The 16144-nt window shown below is 66.7% G+C and carries 14 protein-coding genes and 1 rRNA gene; 1 reads left to right on the plus strand and 14 read right to left on the minus strand.

The window, feature by feature from the left end; all coding sequences use genetic code 11:
- The 8 genes from FEF27_RS09420 to FEF27_RS09455 form a co-directional block, all read right to left on the minus strand.
- A 16S ribosomal RNA gene (locus tag FEF27_RS09420) occupies positions 1-137 on the minus strand; the annotation flags it as partial.
- A 431-nt stretch (positions 138-568) separates the two neighbouring features.
- Positions 569-1885 (minus strand): tyrosine--tRNA ligase, encoded by a 1317-nt coding sequence (tyrS, locus tag FEF27_RS09425; protein WP_138170611.1) that lies wholly within the window; start codon positions 1883-1885, stop codon positions 569-571.
- A 35-nt stretch (positions 1886-1920) separates the two neighbouring features.
- Entirely contained in the window at positions 1921-4299 is a 2379-nt protein-coding gene (locus FEF27_RS09430; RefSeq protein ID WP_138170612.1) for a HelD family protein, read from the minus strand.
- Between the two features lie 107 nt (positions 4300-4406).
- Positions 4407-5072 (minus strand): O-methyltransferase, encoded by a 666-nt coding sequence (locus tag FEF27_RS09435; RefSeq protein WP_138170613.1) that lies wholly within the window; start codon positions 5070-5072, stop codon positions 4407-4409.
- Between the two features lie 96 nt (positions 5073-5168).
- Positions 5169-5858, minus strand: coding sequence for a DNA-3-methyladenine glycosylase (locus FEF27_RS09440; RefSeq protein WP_138170614.1), 690 nt, complete (start codon positions 5856-5858; stop codon positions 5169-5171).
- Between the two features lie 16 nt (positions 5859-5874).
- Positions 5875-6654 (minus strand): lytic transglycosylase domain-containing protein, encoded by a 780-nt coding sequence (locus FEF27_RS09445; protein ID WP_243729185.1) that lies wholly within the window; start codon positions 6652-6654, stop codon positions 5875-5877.
- Positions 6629-8050 (minus strand): argininosuccinate lyase, encoded by a 1422-nt coding sequence (gene argH, locus FEF27_RS09450; RefSeq protein WP_138170615.1) that lies wholly within the window; start codon positions 8048-8050, stop codon positions 6629-6631. Before argH ends, FEF27_RS09445 begins: the two co-directional genes overlap by 26 nt.
- A 91-nt stretch (positions 8051-8141) precedes the next feature.
- Positions 8142-9377 carry an argininosuccinate synthase gene (locus FEF27_RS09455; protein ID WP_138170616.1) on the minus strand — a complete coding sequence of 412 codons (1236 nt, stop codon included), beginning with the start codon at positions 9375-9377 and terminating at the stop codon, positions 8142-8144.
- Positions 9378-9615: 238 nt separating this feature from the next.
- Here FEF27_RS09455 and FEF27_RS09460 point away from each other — a divergent pair, with 238 nt between their 5' ends.
- Positions 9616-10044: an ankyrin repeat domain-containing protein gene (locus FEF27_RS09460; RefSeq protein ID WP_138170617.1), complete on the plus strand. Its 429-nt coding sequence runs from the start codon at positions 9616-9618 to the stop codon at positions 10042-10044.
- Between the two features lie 30 nt (positions 10045-10074).
- Here FEF27_RS09460 and FEF27_RS09465 read toward each other — a convergent pair whose 3' ends face one another.
- The 6 genes from FEF27_RS09465 to argC all read right to left on the minus strand — a co-directional run bounded on the left by FEF27_RS09465 (position 10075) and on the right by argC (position 16119).
- Positions 10075-10572 carry an arginine repressor gene (locus FEF27_RS09465; protein WP_138170618.1) on the minus strand — a complete coding sequence of 166 codons (498 nt, stop codon included), beginning with the start codon at positions 10570-10572 and terminating at the stop codon, positions 10075-10077.
- Complete coding sequence (argF, locus tag FEF27_RS09470) at positions 10569-11543, minus strand: ornithine carbamoyltransferase (RefSeq protein WP_138170619.1); 975 nt, start codon at positions 11541-11543, stop codon at positions 10569-10571. Before argF ends, FEF27_RS09465 begins: the two co-directional genes overlap by 4 nt.
- Before the next feature lie 67 nt (positions 11544-11610).
- Positions 11611-12975 carry an acetylornithine transaminase gene (locus FEF27_RS09475; RefSeq protein ID WP_138170620.1) on the minus strand — a complete coding sequence of 455 codons (1365 nt, stop codon included), beginning with the start codon at positions 12973-12975 and terminating at the stop codon, positions 11611-11613.
- A complete protein-coding gene (argB, locus tag FEF27_RS09480; protein ID WP_138170621.1) occupies positions 12972-13913 on the minus strand; it encodes an acetylglutamate kinase in 942 nt (313 codons plus the stop codon). The genes FEF27_RS09475 and argB overlap by 4 nt, the downstream gene beginning before the upstream one ends.
- On the minus strand, positions 13910-15091 hold the full coding sequence (argJ, locus tag FEF27_RS09485) for a bifunctional glutamate N-acetyltransferase/amino-acid acetyltransferase ArgJ (protein ID WP_138170622.1): 1182 nt from the start codon (positions 15089-15091) through the stop codon (positions 13910-13912). The genes argB and argJ overlap by 4 nt, the downstream gene beginning before the upstream one ends.
- Positions 15088-16119, minus strand: coding sequence for an N-acetyl-gamma-glutamyl-phosphate reductase (gene argC, locus FEF27_RS09490; protein ID WP_138170623.1), 1032 nt, complete (start codon positions 16117-16119; stop codon positions 15088-15090). Before argC ends, argJ begins: the two co-directional genes overlap by 4 nt.
- Between the last annotated feature and the right edge of the window lie 25 nt (positions 16120-16144).

The following is a 16144-nucleotide window of genomic DNA, read 5'->3' on the forward strand; positions in this document are numbered from 1 at the left end:
CAAGGGAAGGTTACTCACGTGATACTCACCCGTTCGCCACTAATCCACCAGTGCAAGCACCAGCATCATCGTTCGACTTGCATGTGTTAAGCACGCCGCCAGCGTTCATCCTGAGCCAGGATCAAACTCTCCATCAAAAAATGAAAAGTTGATCTGGCAATCCGCAGATCCGTACACGGGGGTGCACGTCCTGCAGTTACCAAATAAATAAATAATTGGTTTTCAACAAACTTGGCACACTATTGAGTTCTCAAGCTACAAACACCCCGGCACCACCAGAAGAAACTTCCCTCTGGATCGCTCCGAAGCAACTTCTCAACCTTACCGGTTCCCGCTGCGGCTGTCAAACTCAGTGTTTCTTCTGTGTTTGAAGCGCACCACTCGAGGACCGATTCCTGGAGGAGTAGTTTTGGGGTATTCACCCCGATTCGTGACCCTCGGTTTCCCTCGGGCACAGGAGATTACTTTACACACACTCTCAGCGGCGGCGCAAACTCCTTGGAGGTGACCCTCACCACAGGATTCAGGCCTCTCCTGAAGCCCGCCCGCGGGGGTCAGTTGGGCCTCCTCAAGCCCGAGTGACCACCGCCAAATTCTTCTTCCCCCGCCGGATCAAGAGGTACCGTCCGTGCAGCCAATTGCCCTGCGGGACAGGGCTGAGTCCGTCCTCGACCTTGACGTTGTTGATGTAGGCCCCACCCTGCTCAATGGCCCGGCGCGCTTCACCGCGGCCGCTGACCAGGCCGGTCTCAGCCAGGAGGGCCACCGGAGTCGAGTCCTCCGCGCTGAGCTGCGCAGTGGGCACCTCAGCGGCGACGGCTTGGAGGGTGGCCTCATCGATCTCTGAGACCTCTCCCTTGCCGAAGAGCGCCTCGGCCGCGGCGATAACTTTGCTGGTGGCTGCCTCACCGTGCACCAAGGAGGTCACCTCCCAGGCGAGGGCGCGTTGAGCCTCGCGCCTGAACGGCGCCTCCCGCACTGCATCGGCGAGCTGCTGGATCTCCTCCCGGGTCTTGAAGGTGAAGACCTTCAGGCGGTCCACCACATCAGCGTCAGCGGTGTTGAGCCAGTACTGATAGAAGGCATAGGGCGAGCACAGAGTGGCGTCGAGCCAAATGGCGTTACCCTCCGACTTGCCGAGTTTGGTGCCGTCGGAGTTGGTGATCAGCGGAGTGCCCAGCGCATGGACCTGTGCATTGGCCGCTTTGCGCACCAGCTCTGTGCCGGCAGTCAGATTGCCCCACTGGTCGGAGCCCCCGAACTGCAAGGTGCATCCGTAATCCTGATGCAGGCGCAGAAAGTCGTAACCCTGCAGCAGCTGGTAGCTGAACTCCGTGTAGGAGATGCCCTCGTCGGAGTTCAGGCGCTTGGCGACAATGTCTTTCTTGATCATGGTGCCGACCCGGAAGTGCTTGCCGATATCCCGGAGCATCTCCAGGGCGCCCACGCCCTGCCACCAGTCGAGGTTGTTCACCAGCTGCGCGCCGTTCGCGCCCTCCATGGACACGTAGTGGCGCACCTGGTTCTGCAATCTGCGCACCCACTCGCCGACGATCTCAGGGGTGTTGAGGACCCGCTCCCCCGATTCGCGGGGATCACCGATCAGCCCGGTAGCTCCGCCGACCAGGCCCAGCGGCTTATGCCCGGCAAGCTGAATCCGGCGCATTGTCAGCAGCTGCACCAGGTGCCCCAAGTGGAGGGAGGCGGCGGTGGGGTCGAATCCGGCGTAATACGTCAGCGGTGGTCCGGCAAGCGCGCTCTCCAATGCGGGGGCATCGGTGGAGACGTGGATCAGTCCGCGCCAGGAGAGTTCCTGGTAGATGTTCTCAAAGCTGGGGTCGTTGCGCTGCCCGGCGAGCGCGGGATTCTGGCTGTTTTCGGTCACCTGAAGTACGTTACCGCACACATTCCCCCGATGCTTCAGAACCCTGCGGGCAGACTCCGGGAGGTGATCACGCGCAGCGATTGGGTCGAGCGCGTCATCGCCACATAGAGACTGCCGACCCGCCCCCCGGCCTCCTGGAGCAGTCCCGCTGGCTCCACCAGCACGACGCCGTCGAACTCCAGGCCCTTTGCCTCATCTGCGGTCAGCGCCACGACATCTTGGGTCATCGATCCGGCGCCGGTACCCACACGTTTGCCGAACGTCTCCTGCAGCGACCGACGCAGGGCTCCGATTTCAGTCACCGGCGCGATCACAGCGATGATGCCCTCACCGAGTCTGGAGTGCTCGGCGGCCACAGCCTCGGTGGCAGCCGGTACCAGCGCCGCGGCGTCGTCGCAATGTTCAATAATCGGCTCGTGGTCCCCTTCCCGCACCGTGCGCAGCGAGGTGATCTCCAGCCCGTTGGCCGCTGCCACCTGCTCGGCGAGCTGCACGATGTTCCGCGGGGTGCGGTAGTTGACGGTGAGCTCTTCCACACGCAGGCGGTCTCCGACGAAGGGCGCGAAAGCCGCCTCCCAGCTGCGCGCAGCCGATGCTGAGGAGCCTTGAGCGATGTCCCCGACTGCGGTAAACGATTTCAGCGGGCAGCGGCGCATCAGCACATGCCACTGCATGGGTGAGAGCTCCTGGGCCTCATCGACCACAATGTGACCGTAGGTCCAGGTGCGGTCGACCCCGGCACGCTCGGAAGCGGTCATCCGGACACCGCGGTCGGCGTTGAGATCGGCAATCGCCTCAGCGTCGAGGAACCCCTCAATTCCCATTTCTTCCAGCTGGGGGGCGGCATTCTCCACGGCTTTGCGCGCGTTCTCAAGGTCCTTCTCGCGGGTGTGCTTCCGCCGGGCCTCATCGCGTCCGGCGGATTCGTCCAGCTCGCCCAGCAGCTCGGCCGCCTCATCCAGCAGCGGGGCGTCGGCAACGGTAAATGCGCTGCCCGGTTCCCGGCGCAGCAGCTGACGCTCGGCAGCGGTGAGTCCGGGAGCGACGTCGGCCAGGTAATCAGGCTTGGCGAACAGGTCTTCGAGCAGGGCCTGCGGGGTTCGAGGCATCCAGCAGAGGTTCAGCAGCACCCGAACATCCCGGGACTGCCGGACATCTTCTGCCAGATAGCTGCGATCGGCATCGTTGCCGGCCGAGCGCTGCTGCAGCACACGTTCCACCTTCTCCGCAATCTCCTTGACCATGACTTTGACGAATGTGGAGCGTGCCTCGTTGTAGGCCTTCCCGGTAGCTTTCGCGCGGTCGATTCCGCGCTTGACCATCTTCGGGGTGACGGTGACCTTCACGCCCTCGACCACCACCTCGCGGGGCTGGGGGATGTTCCGGCGGCGGTGGGCGACGGCCTCCCCGATGATCTGGACCCAGTCCAATCGTCCCTTGAGCTCGGCGACCTGAGGATCGGGCTCCTCCACACTGCGCACGCCTGGGTAGAGATCCGCCAATGACGACATCACCACTCCGGTTTCGCCCAGGGACGGCAGCACCCGTTCGATGTAGGACATGAACGTGGAGTTGGGCCCAACTATCAGCACCCCGGCCGACTTCAGCCTCTCCCGGTGGGCATAGAGCAGGTAAGCCGCGCGGTGCAGCGCCACAGCGGTCTTCCCAGTACCCGGCCCTCCTTGGACCACCAGCACCCCGGAGCGGTCGGCGCGGATGATGCCGTCCTGTTCGGACTGGATGGTGGCGACGATATCGCCCATCTGTCCGGTGCGGCGGGCTTTCAGCGCTGCCAGCAGCGCGCCGTCGCCGTGGTTCTCGGTGCCTTCATCCAGCACCGTGGCATCGAGCACCTCGTCCTCCAGACCCTGGACGGAGCGGCGCTTCAGCAGCAGGTGCCGGCGCCGGCGCACCCCGTGACGATCGAATGCCGTGGCCTGATAGAACACCCCGGCCTCAGGTGCTCGCCAGTCGAGCATCAGCCGCTGCCTGGCCTCCGAGGTCAGGCCGATGCGGCCGATGTACCGGCAGTCACCGTTGTCCAGATCCAGGCGCCCGAAGACAAGCCGGTCGTCAACGGCGCTGAGCTGAGCAAGCCGGTCCTCGTACATAGTGGCGAAAGCGTCGCGTTCGGAGATGTTCTGCATGGTGCCGACCGCACCGGTGGCGCGCACCTTCGCCAGCTGCCGGTGATTCTCCTCGCGCAGTTGGTCGAGCCGCCGGTAGAGGGCAGCGACGTATTCGCGCTCCTGGTCAATCCCAGCGTCGATCGCAGGAAGCGGTGTCGCTTCACTCGGCGCACTGTTATGCGGAGCAGGGCTGGGCCCGTCGTTGCTGGACCCATTCTGGACGGGCCTGTCTTGGCTGGGCCCGTTCTGGCTGGCCGCTGCTGCCGTGGTCTTCGATTCACTCATCCGGTGGCGTGACTCTCCCGTTTTGGTCAAAACGATCAGTCAATACTACTCCCCCGGGGTGAACTCTCCGCGGCGCGGACATCATGACCCGTCTGCGGGTCGGGGACTCAGGTGCGGCGCAGCAGGGTGAAGCCGTCCCATCCCTTGGAACCCACGGTCTGCAGCGCGGTGGCGGTGAGCCGGGAGTCGGAAGCGATTCTGTCCATCAGTCGGCGGGTGCCGATGATGTCGGGATCGTGGGAGGAGGCATCAATCACCGCGCCGCCGCGGACAGTGTTGTCGATGACCAGGACGCTGCCGGGGCGGCTCAGCTGGAGGGCAGCGTCGAGGTAGTCGGGGTTGGACTTCTTGTCAGCATCGATGAAGATCAGGTCAAACGGTTCGGCTCCCTGGCTGATCAGGGACTGCATTGTCTCCGCGGCGGGTCCCCGGAGGATCTGAATCTGCTCGCCGAGCCCGGCGCGGTCAATGTTCTCCTGGGCGATGTCAGCATTGCGCTCTTCGAGCTCGCAGGTGATCACCCGGGCCCCGGGGCCGGCCGCCCGCGCCATCCACAGCGCCGAATAGCCTGCCAGCGTGCCGATCTCCAAGATGCGGACCGCTCCGGTGATCTGCACCAGCAGCGCGAGGAAACCACCCATGGTGGGAGTGACGTCGATGCCGGGGTAGAGCGTGTCGCTGGAGCTCTCCCGCGCAGTGCGCAGCGCATGGTCCTCATCCACCAACTTCTGCGCCAGATAGTCGTCCACCGCGGCCCACTGCTCTGCACTCATGCTTTCAGGTTAGTCCCGGGTGTGGGGCTCGGGGAAGGGTCCGCACCGGGATCAGAGTGGTGGAGCCGCCGCGGAGTCGCTGGGGCGCAGTCACAGTTACTGCGGCGAGGCCAGCCGCTTCCCGGGTCGGTACTGCGAGACCGTGGGATCGGACTCCACCCAGAAGCGCCATGGGAACTCTGTGCTGCCGCCCGCACCGGAGACCCCGACACGGGGGCCGGAGAGCACCGCCGGTGGGGCCGCTGCAGGCGTCAGCTCCATCCGCACTCCAGCCGGGCCGGATGCGGGGCTGGGGTGCGCGTCAGTGAGGCGGACCGGTGTGCCGTCCATCTGAAGCGTGATACCCAGGCCTTCACCGAGCCGACCGGGTCCGGAGAGGAGCTTGGCGCCGGTGTCCTTTCCGCCCCGGCGTGCCACGGCCAGCTCCCTGCCGCGGAGGACCTCCCCGGCGCGGAGCAGGACCCCGCCGGCCTGGGCTGCTCCGGCCACGAGGTTCAGACAGCGGTGGATGCCGTAGCTGCGGTAGACATAGGCCTGACGCGGAGGACCGAACAGCGTGGCGTTGCGGGCTGTCAGACCGCGGAAGGCGTGCGAACCGGGGTCCTCCCCCTGGTCGCCGTAGGCCTCCACCTCGGTGAGCTTCACCGTGACCGAACCCTCCTGCGTGGTGACGGTCAGGGCGCAGCCCAGCAAGTGGGGCGCGAGCTCCACCGGATGCTGGTCAAACAGGGCGCTGAGCTGCCGGGAACTGGGCTCGCGGGAAGCAGGTTCGCGGTATTTGGGCATGGCGGGGGCGTGCTCCTCATTCGTCGTTGAGATAGCGCTGTGCGTAGTCGGCGACGTCGTGAGCATATTCCACCGACTGGTTGTAGGCGGCCACAGCCTCGTTCCACCCACGGTCGTCGGTGAGGTCGTCACCACTGTCACACAGGTATATGGCTGCGGCGAGGGCGGCGTCGTCGTACTGGTGGATATCAGCCTCCCCGGAGAGGTTCCCGTCCTGGCCGTAGCGCTGCCAGGTGGTGGGAATGAACTGCATGGGGCCGACTGCCCGGTCCCACTCGTCGTCACCGTCGAGTTCGCCGCCGTCGGTGTCGGGGATTTCCATCACACCCTCGCTGCCGTCCAGCGCGACACCGATGATGGGAGGGTCGACGACGCCGTCCTCACCCACGGTGGAGCCGCCGAAGGCCCCGTGGACAGACTCCACCTGGCCGATGCCGGCCAAGGTGTTCCAGCCCAGCTGACAGTCCGGGTCGGTCAGCTGGGTGTAGGCGGCGGCTCCTGCATAGGCTTCCATGGCGCGGTGCGGAATCCGATTCTGCTCGGCGGTGCGCTCGGTCCACTCCGGGTCCACCAGCTCTGTGATGGGCACGGCGTCGGGTTCGCCGGGGTCTGGGCTGAGCATCGGCGCTTCCTGCTCCGGAGCTGGCGGGAAGCCCAGCTCTGTGGGGTGCGGCGAGTCTGGCTCGCCGTCAGCGCCGCAGGCCCGGATCATCAGCACGACGACGCCCACAGCCGCAGCCCCGCCCAGCAGGGGGTAGAGCCGGCGCCGCCTACGCTGAGCGGAAGTCTGCGACACGCTGCTTGGCTGCCGCCAGCTGTTCGGACACCCGCGCCGGCGCAGTGCCGCCGACTGCGTCCCTGGAGGCAAGTGAGCCGGGCACCGAAAGCACTTCCCGAACCTCCGGAGTCAGCGCCGGGTGGATGGAGGTGAGCTCCTCATCGGTGAGCTCGTGTAGCTCCTTGGGCGGGTGGTGCTGTTCGCAGGCGCGCACACAGGCACCGGCGGCCTCGTGGGCGACCCGGAAGGGCACGCCCTGCCGGACCAGCCACTCGGCGACGTCGGTGGCCAGCGAGAATCCCTGCGGAGCCAGCTCGGCCAGCCGGTCGGGGTGAAAGGTCAGCGTCGCGATCATCCCGGCCACTGCAGGCAGCAGCAGTCCCAGGGTGTCCACGGCGTCGAATGCTGGTTCCTTGTCCTCTTGCAGGTCACGGTTGTACGCCAGCGGCAGTGCTTTGAGGGTGGCCAAGAGCCCGGTGAGGTTGCCGATCAGCCGCCCGGCCTTGCCGCGTGCCAGCTCGGCGATGTCCGGATTCTTCTTCTGAGGCATGATCGAGCTGCCGGTGGAGTAGGCATCGTCCAAGGTGACGAAGCCGAACTCTTTGGTGGCCCAGAGGATGACCTCCTCGCTGATCCTCGAGAGGTCGACCCCGATCATGGCCGTCACCCAGGTGAACTCGGCCACCAAGTCGCGCGAGGCCGTGCCGTCGATCGAATTCTCCACGGGTCCGGTAAATCCGAGTTCTGCCGCCACATGAGCGGGGTCCAATCCCAGGGACGATCCCGCCAACGCCCCGGACCCATAGGGTGAGTGAGCCAGCCGGCGGGTGAGGTCCTGCAGTCGCTCCACATCGCGCAGCAGGGGCCAGGCGTGGGCCAACAGGTGGTGGGCCAGCAGCACCGGCTGGGCGTGCTGGAGGTGGGTCCGGCCCGGCATCGGCGCCGCCGGGTGCTGCTCGGCCTGAGTGATGAGCGCCTCGACGACGTCCAGGACGCCCTCAATGATGTGCGCGGAGGCGTCGCGCAGAAACATTCTGACCATGGTGGCGATCTGGTCATTGCGGGAGCGGCCGGCCCGCAGCTTCCCGCCCAGGTCCTCCCCTGCGCGCTCGAGCAGTCCCCGCTCCAGAGCACCGTGGACGTCCTCATCGGTCTCGGCGGGCTGGAAACTGCCGGAGTCGACGTCGTCGGCGAGGCGGCCCAGGGCTGAGAGCATAGCCGCCAGCTCCTGCTGGCTGAGCAGCCCCGCCCGGTGCAGCACCCGAGCGTGGGCCTTGGATCCGGAAATGTCATACGGGGCGAGCTTCCAGTCAAAGTGCGTGGACTTGCTCAGTGCGGCCATCACGTCTGCAGGCCCGGAGGAAAACCGGCCGCCCCAGAGGGAACCCTGATTGGTCCCCTGCTTCTCAGTCATTGATACTCCTCGTTCGCCGTAGCTGCTGCCCCGCCAGCATAGCTGTGGGGTGAGCCGCCCGTGGCCCACCCCACACCTGCTGGTGCGGAGGTTACTTCTGGACTCCGGCTCCGGAGAGGTCAGGCTTGCCGTGCAGCCGCTCTTCACGCTGCGAGGCCGTCTTGGCCGAGAGGCCGTAGATGTCGATGAACCCGCGCGCGCTGGACTGGTCAAAGGTGTCGCCGGTGTCATAGGTGGCGAGGTTGAAGTCGTAGAGGCTGGTCTCCGACCGGCGGCCCAGCACGGTGGCACGTCCGGCGTGGAGCTCCAGGCGGATCTCGCCGGAGACGTACTTCTGGGTCTCGTCGATGAAGGCATCCAGGTTGGCCTTCAGCGGGGAGAACCACTGGCCGTCGTAGACCAGCTCAGTCCAGCGCTGGTCTACTGTCTTCTTGAAGCGGGCCTGCTCGCGCTCCAGGGTGATGTTCTCCAGTTCCCGGTGGGCGGCGATCATCGCCATGGCCCCGGGGGCTTCGTAGACCTCGCGGGACTTGATGCCCACCAGGCGGTCCTCCACGATATCGATCCGTCCCACACCCTGGGCGCCGGCCCGGCGATTGAGCTGCTCAATGGCCTGCAGCGCAGTGACGGTCTCGCCGTCGAGGGCCACCGGCACTCCCTGGTCGAAGGTGATGGTCACTACATCAGGAGCCGGTGCGAAGGCCGGGTCGTCTGTGTAGTCGTAGACGTCTTTGGTGGGTCCGTTCCAGATGTCTTCCAGGAAGCCGGTCTCCACCGCCCGGCCCCAGACATTCTGGTCGATGCTGAACGGGTTCTTCTTGGTGGTCTCGATGGGAAGATCGTGCGCTGTGGCGTAGTCGATGGCTTTGTCGCGGGTCAGCGCGAGGTCACGCACCGGGGCAATGCACTTCAGCTCTGGGCCCAGGGTCTGGATGCTGACTTCAAAGCGGACCTGGTCGTTGCCCTTGCCGGTGCACCCGTGCGCCACAGTGGTGGCCCCGAACTGCTGGGCAGCGGCGACCAGGTGCTTGGAGATCACCGGGCGTGAGATGGCCGAGACCAGCGGGTAGGCGTCCATGTAGAGACCATTGGCGCGGAGGGTGGGCATGCAGTACTGCTCGGCGAACTCGTCGCGCGCGTCAGCGACGTAAGCCTCCACCGCGCCGCAGTCCAGGGCGCGCTGGCGCACCGTCTCCAGGGATTCCCCGCCCTGCCCGACGTCGACGGCCACGGCAATAACTTCGGCCCCGGTGGCCTCAGCAATCCAGCCGATGGCTACAGAAGTGTCAAGTCCGCCCGAATAGGCAAGAACAATACGATCGGTCACTGATGCTCCTAGATATGAAGTCGGATCGGCTTAGCTCGCCGCCCATTCTACATAAATATACATACCTTTGCATACTTATCGTAAACAGGGTCGCCGCCACGGCATACTCTGGACGCATCAGGCGGTTGTTGCATCTTCAGGTGCCTCTGGAGGGCTGACGCCTCAACAACACCCTGATGGTGGGGCGCGGAGAAGCCTCCCGCACGTGGCTGCGGCGGCGGCCGCGTAAGGTGGTGCCATGGCAGATGACCGGCCTGCTGGGCCACCACCAGAGCTGACTGATGAACAGGTGGAGTTTCTGCACTCCATGCTCGACCTCGCCCGCGCGGGGAAGACTGGTGAGCTGCTGGGCTTCGTTGATCAGGGAGTCCCGGTCAACCTCACCAACGCGCACGGTGATTCGCTGCTGATACTGGCCGCCTACAACGGCCATGCGGAGCTGGTGCGCGGGTTGTTGGAACGCCGGGCCGATCCGGACCGGGTCAACGATCGCGGCCAGACGGCCCTGGGATGCGCGGTGTTCCGCCAGAACCATGCCATCACAGAAGAGCTGCTGGCCGCCGGGGCCGACCCGCGCAAAGGCGAGCAGAACGCCTACGCCGTGACCGAGATGTTCGGGCTCGACGCGATGCGCGCCCTCTTCGCTCAGCGCCCGGACACGGCGTGAGCCACCAGCGACACCCCCGGGGGTGAGCTCTCAGCCTCGGGACTCGGCCAGCGCGGTGAAGTAGTCGGCGACCTGCTGGCCACCGTCGGGGTCCTGGGCGATCACCATAATGGTGTCGTCGCCTGCAATGGTGCCCAAAATGTCCCGTGAGGCCGCGTGGTCCACCGCGCTGGCCAGGAACTGCGCGGCACCTGGTGGGGTGCGCAGCACCACAAGATTTGCGCTGGCTTCGGCGGAGACCAGCAGGTCCCGGCACAGCGAGGCCAGCTTCGCGGTGGAGGTCTCGGTGATGTCAGCTTGGAATTCGCGGTCGTGGCCCTCGGTGGGCACCGCGTAGATGAGGCCGCCGTCGCCGGAGCGCACCCGAGCCGCACCGATCTCCACCAGGTCCCGTGACAGGGTCCCCTGGGTGACCCGCACGCCTTCGGCGGCCAAGTCCCGTGCTAGCTCGGCCTGGGACTTGATTGAGGAGCGGGAGATCAGCTCACGGATCTTGGCGTGGCGGGCGGTCTTGGTGGTCGGAGTCACTGGCCCTGCACCTGCCGCACTGTACGGACCGTGTCCTGATCGGCGAGACCGGATTCCACCAGCAGCCAGGCCATGAGCGCCTTCTGCGTGTGCAGGCGGTTCTCCGCCTCCTCCCACACCACCGACCGTGGCCCGTCGATCACCTCAGCGGTGATCTCCGCACCACGGAACGCGGGCAGGCAGTGCAGCACCACGGCGTGGTCGTGGGCGTGGCTCAGCGCCTGGGCGTTGAGCTGGTAGTCACCGAAGAGTCCCCGGCGGGCAGTCTCCTCGTGCTCCTGGCCCATGGAGATCCAGGTGTCGGTGGCCACGGCGTCGGCCGCTTCCAGTGCCGCTGCCGGGTCCGTGGTGACCGTGACGCTGCCGCCCGTGGTGCGCGCCCGCTGCTGAGCGGCACTGACCACCTCAGCGGCCGGGAGGTAGCCTTCGGGGCCTGCGATCCGGACGTGCATTCCGGCATTGGCACCGGCAAGCAGGTAAGAGTTGGCCATGTTGTTCGCCGCATCCCCCAGGTAGGCCAGGACCTTGCCCTGGAGCGGGCCGAGGTGGTCGCGGAGGGTCAGCAGGTCGGCCAGCAGCTGGCAGGGGTGGAAGTCGTCCGAGAGGGAGTTGATCACGGGGACCCGCGAGTGCTGAGCCATCTCGTCCAGGCCTGCGTGGGCGTAGGTGCGCCAGACGATGAGGCTGACCTGCCGGTCCAGGACCCGTGCGGTGTCCGAGATGGACTCCTTGTGGCCCAGCTGGGCCTCGCCGGGGTTGAACACCAGCGGGTGTCCCCCCAGGGCCGCGATCCCGGCGCTGAAGGACACCCGCGTCCGGGTGGAGGTCTTGTCGAAGATCACCGCCGCAGTCTGCGGTCCGGCGAGTGCTTTGACGGCGTACGGGTGCTTGCGCATCCACGCCGCAAGCCCCAGCACCTGGTGCAGCTCGTCGGGGCTGAGGTCCAAGTCGGTGAGGAAGTGTCTGGTCATAGGTGCGTGCCTCGATGGGGTTTCTGGTGCAGGGTCTCGCGCAGCTTCAGTGGCCTCGTATGCCGCTTCATGGGGCAGAATCTGCGCTGTGGGGCGGCATATTCGGCCACTCGCCGGTGGAGCCGGGGGAGCTGGTGGCACCGGGCGGCTGAGGCCAGTCGGCCGTGGCGCTGCGCAGCGCCGACTCCAGCCGGGCCAGTGCCTGGTCCGCCTCCTCCTGGGTGAGGTTCAGCGGCGGGGCCAGCCGCAGAGTGGTGGGCCCGGTGGCGTTGATGATCAGCCCCCGGTCCAGGGCACGCTGCACCACCTCCTTGGCCGGGGCCTCCACCCCGTGCACCGGCTCCAGATCCGCTCCGATGTGGAGCCCGAATTGACGCACCTGAGCAACCTGGGGCAGGGCACGCAGCGCTGCGGCCATATGCGCCCCGAGCTGACGTGCATGCACCAGCAGGCTCTCCGATTCGATGACCTGCAGGGTGGCCAGCGCGGCCGCGGTCGCCGGCGGGTTTCCGCCGAAGGTGGTCCCGTGCTGGCCGGCCTGCAGCAGCCCGCCGGCCTGCTCACCGAAGCAGATCAGTGCGCCGATCGGGAAGCCGGAGCCCAGGCCTTTGGCCAGGGTCATCAGGTCAGGGACGACGCCGTCCACCGTCTGGAAGCGGAACCACTCTCCGGTGCGGCCCACTCCGGTCTGCACCTCATCGAGCACCAGCAGCGCTCCGCTGCGGCGGGTGAGCTCACGGGCCCGAGTCAGATAGGCCTCATCCAGCGGCAGCACTCCGGCTTCACCTTGGATGGGCTCCAGGAAGACGCCGGCGACGTCGTCCTGGGCAAAGGCCGTCTCCAGCGCGCCCAGGTCATTGAACGGCAGGAACTCCACCCCGCTGACCAGTTCTCCGAACGGCTCCCGGTAGGCCGGCTTATGGGTCAGGGACAGTGCGCCGGTGGTGCGTCCGTGAAAGCTGCCCTCCAGGGCAAGGATGCGCGGCTTCGCGGTGGAGTGACGGTGGCGCAGCACTGCTTTGAGCGCCGCTTCGTTCGCTTCCGAACCGGAGTTGGCGAAGAAGACGCTGGACCCCGGTGGGGCCTGCGCCAGACTGAGCAGCTTCTCTGCCAGGGCAATCTGCGTCGGTGAGGTGAAGAGGTTGGAGATGTGGCCCAGGGTGGCGTACTGCTGGCTGACCACTGAACAGACCGCCGGATGCGCGTGACCCAGTGCGTTGACCGCAATACCGCCGAGCAGGTCCAGGTACTCGCCTCCGGCGGCGTCCCAGACGCGGGCGCCGGAACCGCGGACCAGCACAGCTTGCGGCGTGCCGAAGACCCCGGTCAGCGAGCGCTGGTACCTCTCCAGCAGCTCGGCCGCTCCGGTGTCTGCGGGCAGCTGCTCGGCGATCTCTGCGGAGGTCGCCGGGGCGTCGTCGCGGGTGCTCATGCGGTGTCCTCCTCCGGCACGACCTGGGTTCCGACGCCGGCGGAGGTGACAATCTCCAGCAGCATGGAGTGAGGCTGCCGACCGTCGACAATATGTGCTCGCGGCACACCGGCCTCGACCGCATCCAGGGCTGCGGTCATCTTCGGGATCATCCCCGACTCCAGCGTGGGCAGCATCCGGCGCAAGTCTGCGGCGGTGAGGGAGGAGATCAGCGAGGACTTGTCCGGCCAGTCGGCGTAGAGGCCCTCGACGTCGGTGAGCATCACCAGCTTGGAGGCCCCAAGGGCGGAGGCCACCGCGCCGGCAGCGGCATCGGCGTTGATATTGAGCACTTCTCCGGTGGGATTGCCGGCGGCGTCGAACTCCGGGGCGATGGTGGAGATCACCGGAATGCGCCCAGCGCCCAGGAGGTCCTGCACTGCTGCGGGGTTGACCCCGGTGACCTCGCCGACCAGCCCCAGGTCAGTGGCGACCCCCCGGACCTCCACCGTCTTTCGGCGAGCCTGGAGCAGGGCGGCGTCCTCCCCGGAGAGCCCCACCGCGTAGGGTCCGTGCGAGTTGATCAGGCCGATCAGCTCCCGGGAGACCTGACCGGTGAGCACCATCCGCACCACGTCCATGGCCGCGCGGGTGGTCACTCGGTGCCCGCCGCGGAATTCGGAGGCAATGCCGAGGGCGTCCAGCATGGCGTTGATCTGCGGTCCGCCGCCGTGGACCACCACGGGGTTGACTCCCACATGCCGGAGGAACACCACGTCCTCGGCGAAGGCCCGGCGGAGCTGGTCGTTGACCATCGCGTTGCCGCCGTACTTGATGACGATGGTGGAGCCGGCGAACTTCTGTATCCAAGGCAGCGCTTCAATCAGCACCTCTGCCTTCTCTGCGGCAGCCAGGAGGGTGGATTCGTCGCGTGGAAGCACGGTGGGGTTCTCAGTCATGTGGAGTAGGCGCTGTTCTCGTGGACGTAGTCATGGGTGAGGTCATTGGTGAGGATGGTTGCCTCTGCGTCACCGGCGCCGAGGTCGATCAGCACGTGCACTCCACGCTCGGTCAGATCCACCAGTGACCGGTCTTCGCCGATGCCTCCGCCCCGGCAGATCCACACCCCGTTGACGGCGACGTTGACGGCACCGGGGTCGAAGGCCACCTCTGTGGTGCCCACGGCCGAGAGGATCCGGCCCCAGTTGGGGTCCTGCCCGAAGATGGCGGTCTTGAACAGGTTTGACCGTGCTACGGCCCGGGAGACGGTCTCGGCGTCGGCTTCGCTGGGTGCGCCCACCGTGCGCACCTCGATGGTGTGGGCGGCACCTTCGGCGTCATTGATCAGTTGGCGGGTCAGGTCGGCGCAGACACCAGTGAGCGCATTCTCGAATTCGGTGAGGTCCACCCCGGCGTGGTCAGCCTGCGGGTGGGCTCCGGAGGCCATAGCGAGCACAGTGTCGTTGGTGGACATGCACCCGTCAGAGTCGGCTCGGTTGAAAGTGACCCGGACGGCCTTGCGCAGCGCGGCGTCGAGCTCGGCCGGGGAGATGACCGCATCGGTGGTGAGCACGGCCAGCATGGTCGCCATCCCTGGGGCCAGCATGCCGGCGCCTTTGGCCATACCGCCGACGGTGAAGTGTTCGCGGCGGACCTCCGCCACTTTGTGGTGCGAGTCGGTGGTCATGATGGCCTCGGCTGCGGCGATTCCGCCGGCTGCTGTGGGCGACAGTTCTGCCACGGCCTGATCCACTCCGGGCAGCAGAGCTTCCATATTCAGCCGCTCGCCGATCAGACCGGTGGAGCAGACCACGACGTCGGTGGCTGAGACGTCCGCCCCGGTGGTGCTGAGCTGCTCGGCAAGCCGCTCGGCGGTGGCGTGGGTGTCCTGGAAACCTTCCGGGCCGGTGCAGGCGTTGGCGCCGCCGGAGTTCAGAACGACAGCGTCGGTGCGTGCGTCGCTGAGCACCTGGCGGGACCACAGCACCGGTGCTGCGGCGAAGCTGTTGGTGGTGAACACGGCCGCGGCATGTTTGGTGGGTCCGTGGTTGACCAGCACGGCGACGTCGCGGCCACTGCTCTTCAGACCTGCGGTGACCCCCGCGGCGGAGAATCCGTGGGGTGCGGTGACACTCATGGTGCTGCTCCGATCATGGTCAGGCCGGTGGTTTCCGGCAGCCCGAGGGCAAGATTCATCGATTGCACTGCGCCGCCGGCGGTGCCCTTGGTGAGGTTGTCCGAGGCGGCGACCACGATCACTCGGCCGGCCCGATTGTCCACGGCCAGCTGCAGGGTCACGTGATTCGTGCCCAGGACCTGTTTGGTCGCCGGCCATTGGCCCTCCGGCAGCAGGTGCACAAAGGGTTCGGCAGCGTAGTGGGCAGCGTAAGCCTCGCGCAGCTGGCTGGCGGTGACGCCGGGGCCGATCCGCGCAGTGCAGGTGGCCAGAATCCCTCGGGCCATCGGCGCCAGGGTGGGGGTGAAGGAGACCTGCACCGGCTGGCCCGCCACCCGGGTCAAACCCTGTTCGATCTCGGGGGTGTGCCGATGGACTCCGCCGACTCCGTAGGGGCTCATTCCGCCCATGACTTCGCTGCCCAGCAGATGCGGCTTCAGAGACTTTCCCGCCCCTGAGGTGCCAGTGGCTGCCACCACGACGACGTCGTCGGGCTCCACCGTCCCGGCAGCGAACGCTGGCGCCAGGCCCAGCAGGACGGTGGTGGGGTAGCAGCCAGGGACCGCAATGCGCCGGGCCCCAATGAGCTGGTCCCGCTGACCGGGCAGCTCGGGCAGTCCATAGGGCCAGGTCCCCTGGTGGGCGGAGCCGTAGAAGCTCTCCCAGTCGGATGCGGATTCCAATCGGTGGTCGGCGGCGGCGTCGATGATCAGCACCTCCTCACCCAGCTGTGTGGCCAGTTCCCCCGAGGCCCCGTGCGGCAGCGCGAGGAACACCACATCATGCCCAGCCAGGTTCTCCGCAGTGGTCTCGGTGAGCACTCGCTCAGCCAGCGGATGCAGATGCGGCTGCAGCTCCCCCAGCCGACCACCGGCGCTGGAGTGGGCGGTGACCGCGCCGATCTCGACCTCTGGGTGGTTGGCGAGCAGACGCAGGACCTCTCCGCCGGCATATCCGGAGGCGCCTGACACAGCAGCTGTAAGACTCATAGACCTCATACTATGTGGTTTTATG

This window comes from Nesterenkonia sphaerica (assembly GCF_005771565.1).
GTDB lineage: Bacteria > Actinomycetota > Actinomycetes > Actinomycetales > Micrococcaceae > Nesterenkonia > Nesterenkonia sphaerica.

Bases quoted from the DNA above. Each gene is read 5' to 3' on its own strand.
- FEF27_RS09430 (WP_138170612.1), bottom strand. From the start codon at position 4,299: ATGAGTGAATCGAAGACCACGGCAGCAGCGGCCAGCCAGAACGGGCCC.
- FEF27_RS09435 (WP_138170613.1), bottom strand. From the start codon at position 5,072: ATGAGTGCAGAGCAGTGGGCCGCGGTGGACGACTATCTGGCGCAGAAG.
- FEF27_RS09440 (WP_138170614.1), bottom strand. From the start codon at position 5,858: ATGCCCAAATACCGCGAACCTGCTTCCCGCGAGCCCAGTTCCCGGCAG.
- argH (WP_138170615.1), bottom strand. From the start codon at position 8,050: ATGACTGAGAAGCAGGGGACCAATCAGGGTTCCCTCTGGGGCGGCCGG.
- FEF27_RS09460 (WP_138170617.1), top strand. From the start codon at position 9,616: ATGGCAGATGACCGGCCTGCTGGGCCACCACCAGAGCTGACTGATGAA.
- argF (WP_138170619.1), bottom strand. From the start codon at position 11,543: ATGACCAGACACTTCCTCACCGACTTGGACCTCAGCCCCGACGAGCTG.
- FEF27_RS09475 (WP_138170620.1), bottom strand. From the start codon at position 12,975: ATGAGCACCCGCGACGACGCCCCGGCGACCTCCGCAGAGATCGCCGAG.
- argB (WP_138170621.1), bottom strand. From the start codon at position 13,913: ATGACTGAGAACCCCACCGTGCTTCCACGCGACGAATCCACCCTCCTG.
- argJ (WP_138170622.1), bottom strand. From the start codon at position 15,091: ATGAGTGTCACCGCACCCCACGGATTCTCCGCCGCGGGGGTCACCGCA.
- argC (WP_138170623.1), bottom strand. From the start codon at position 16,119: ATGAGTCTTACAGCTGCTGTGTCAGGCGCCTCCGGATATGCCGGCGGA.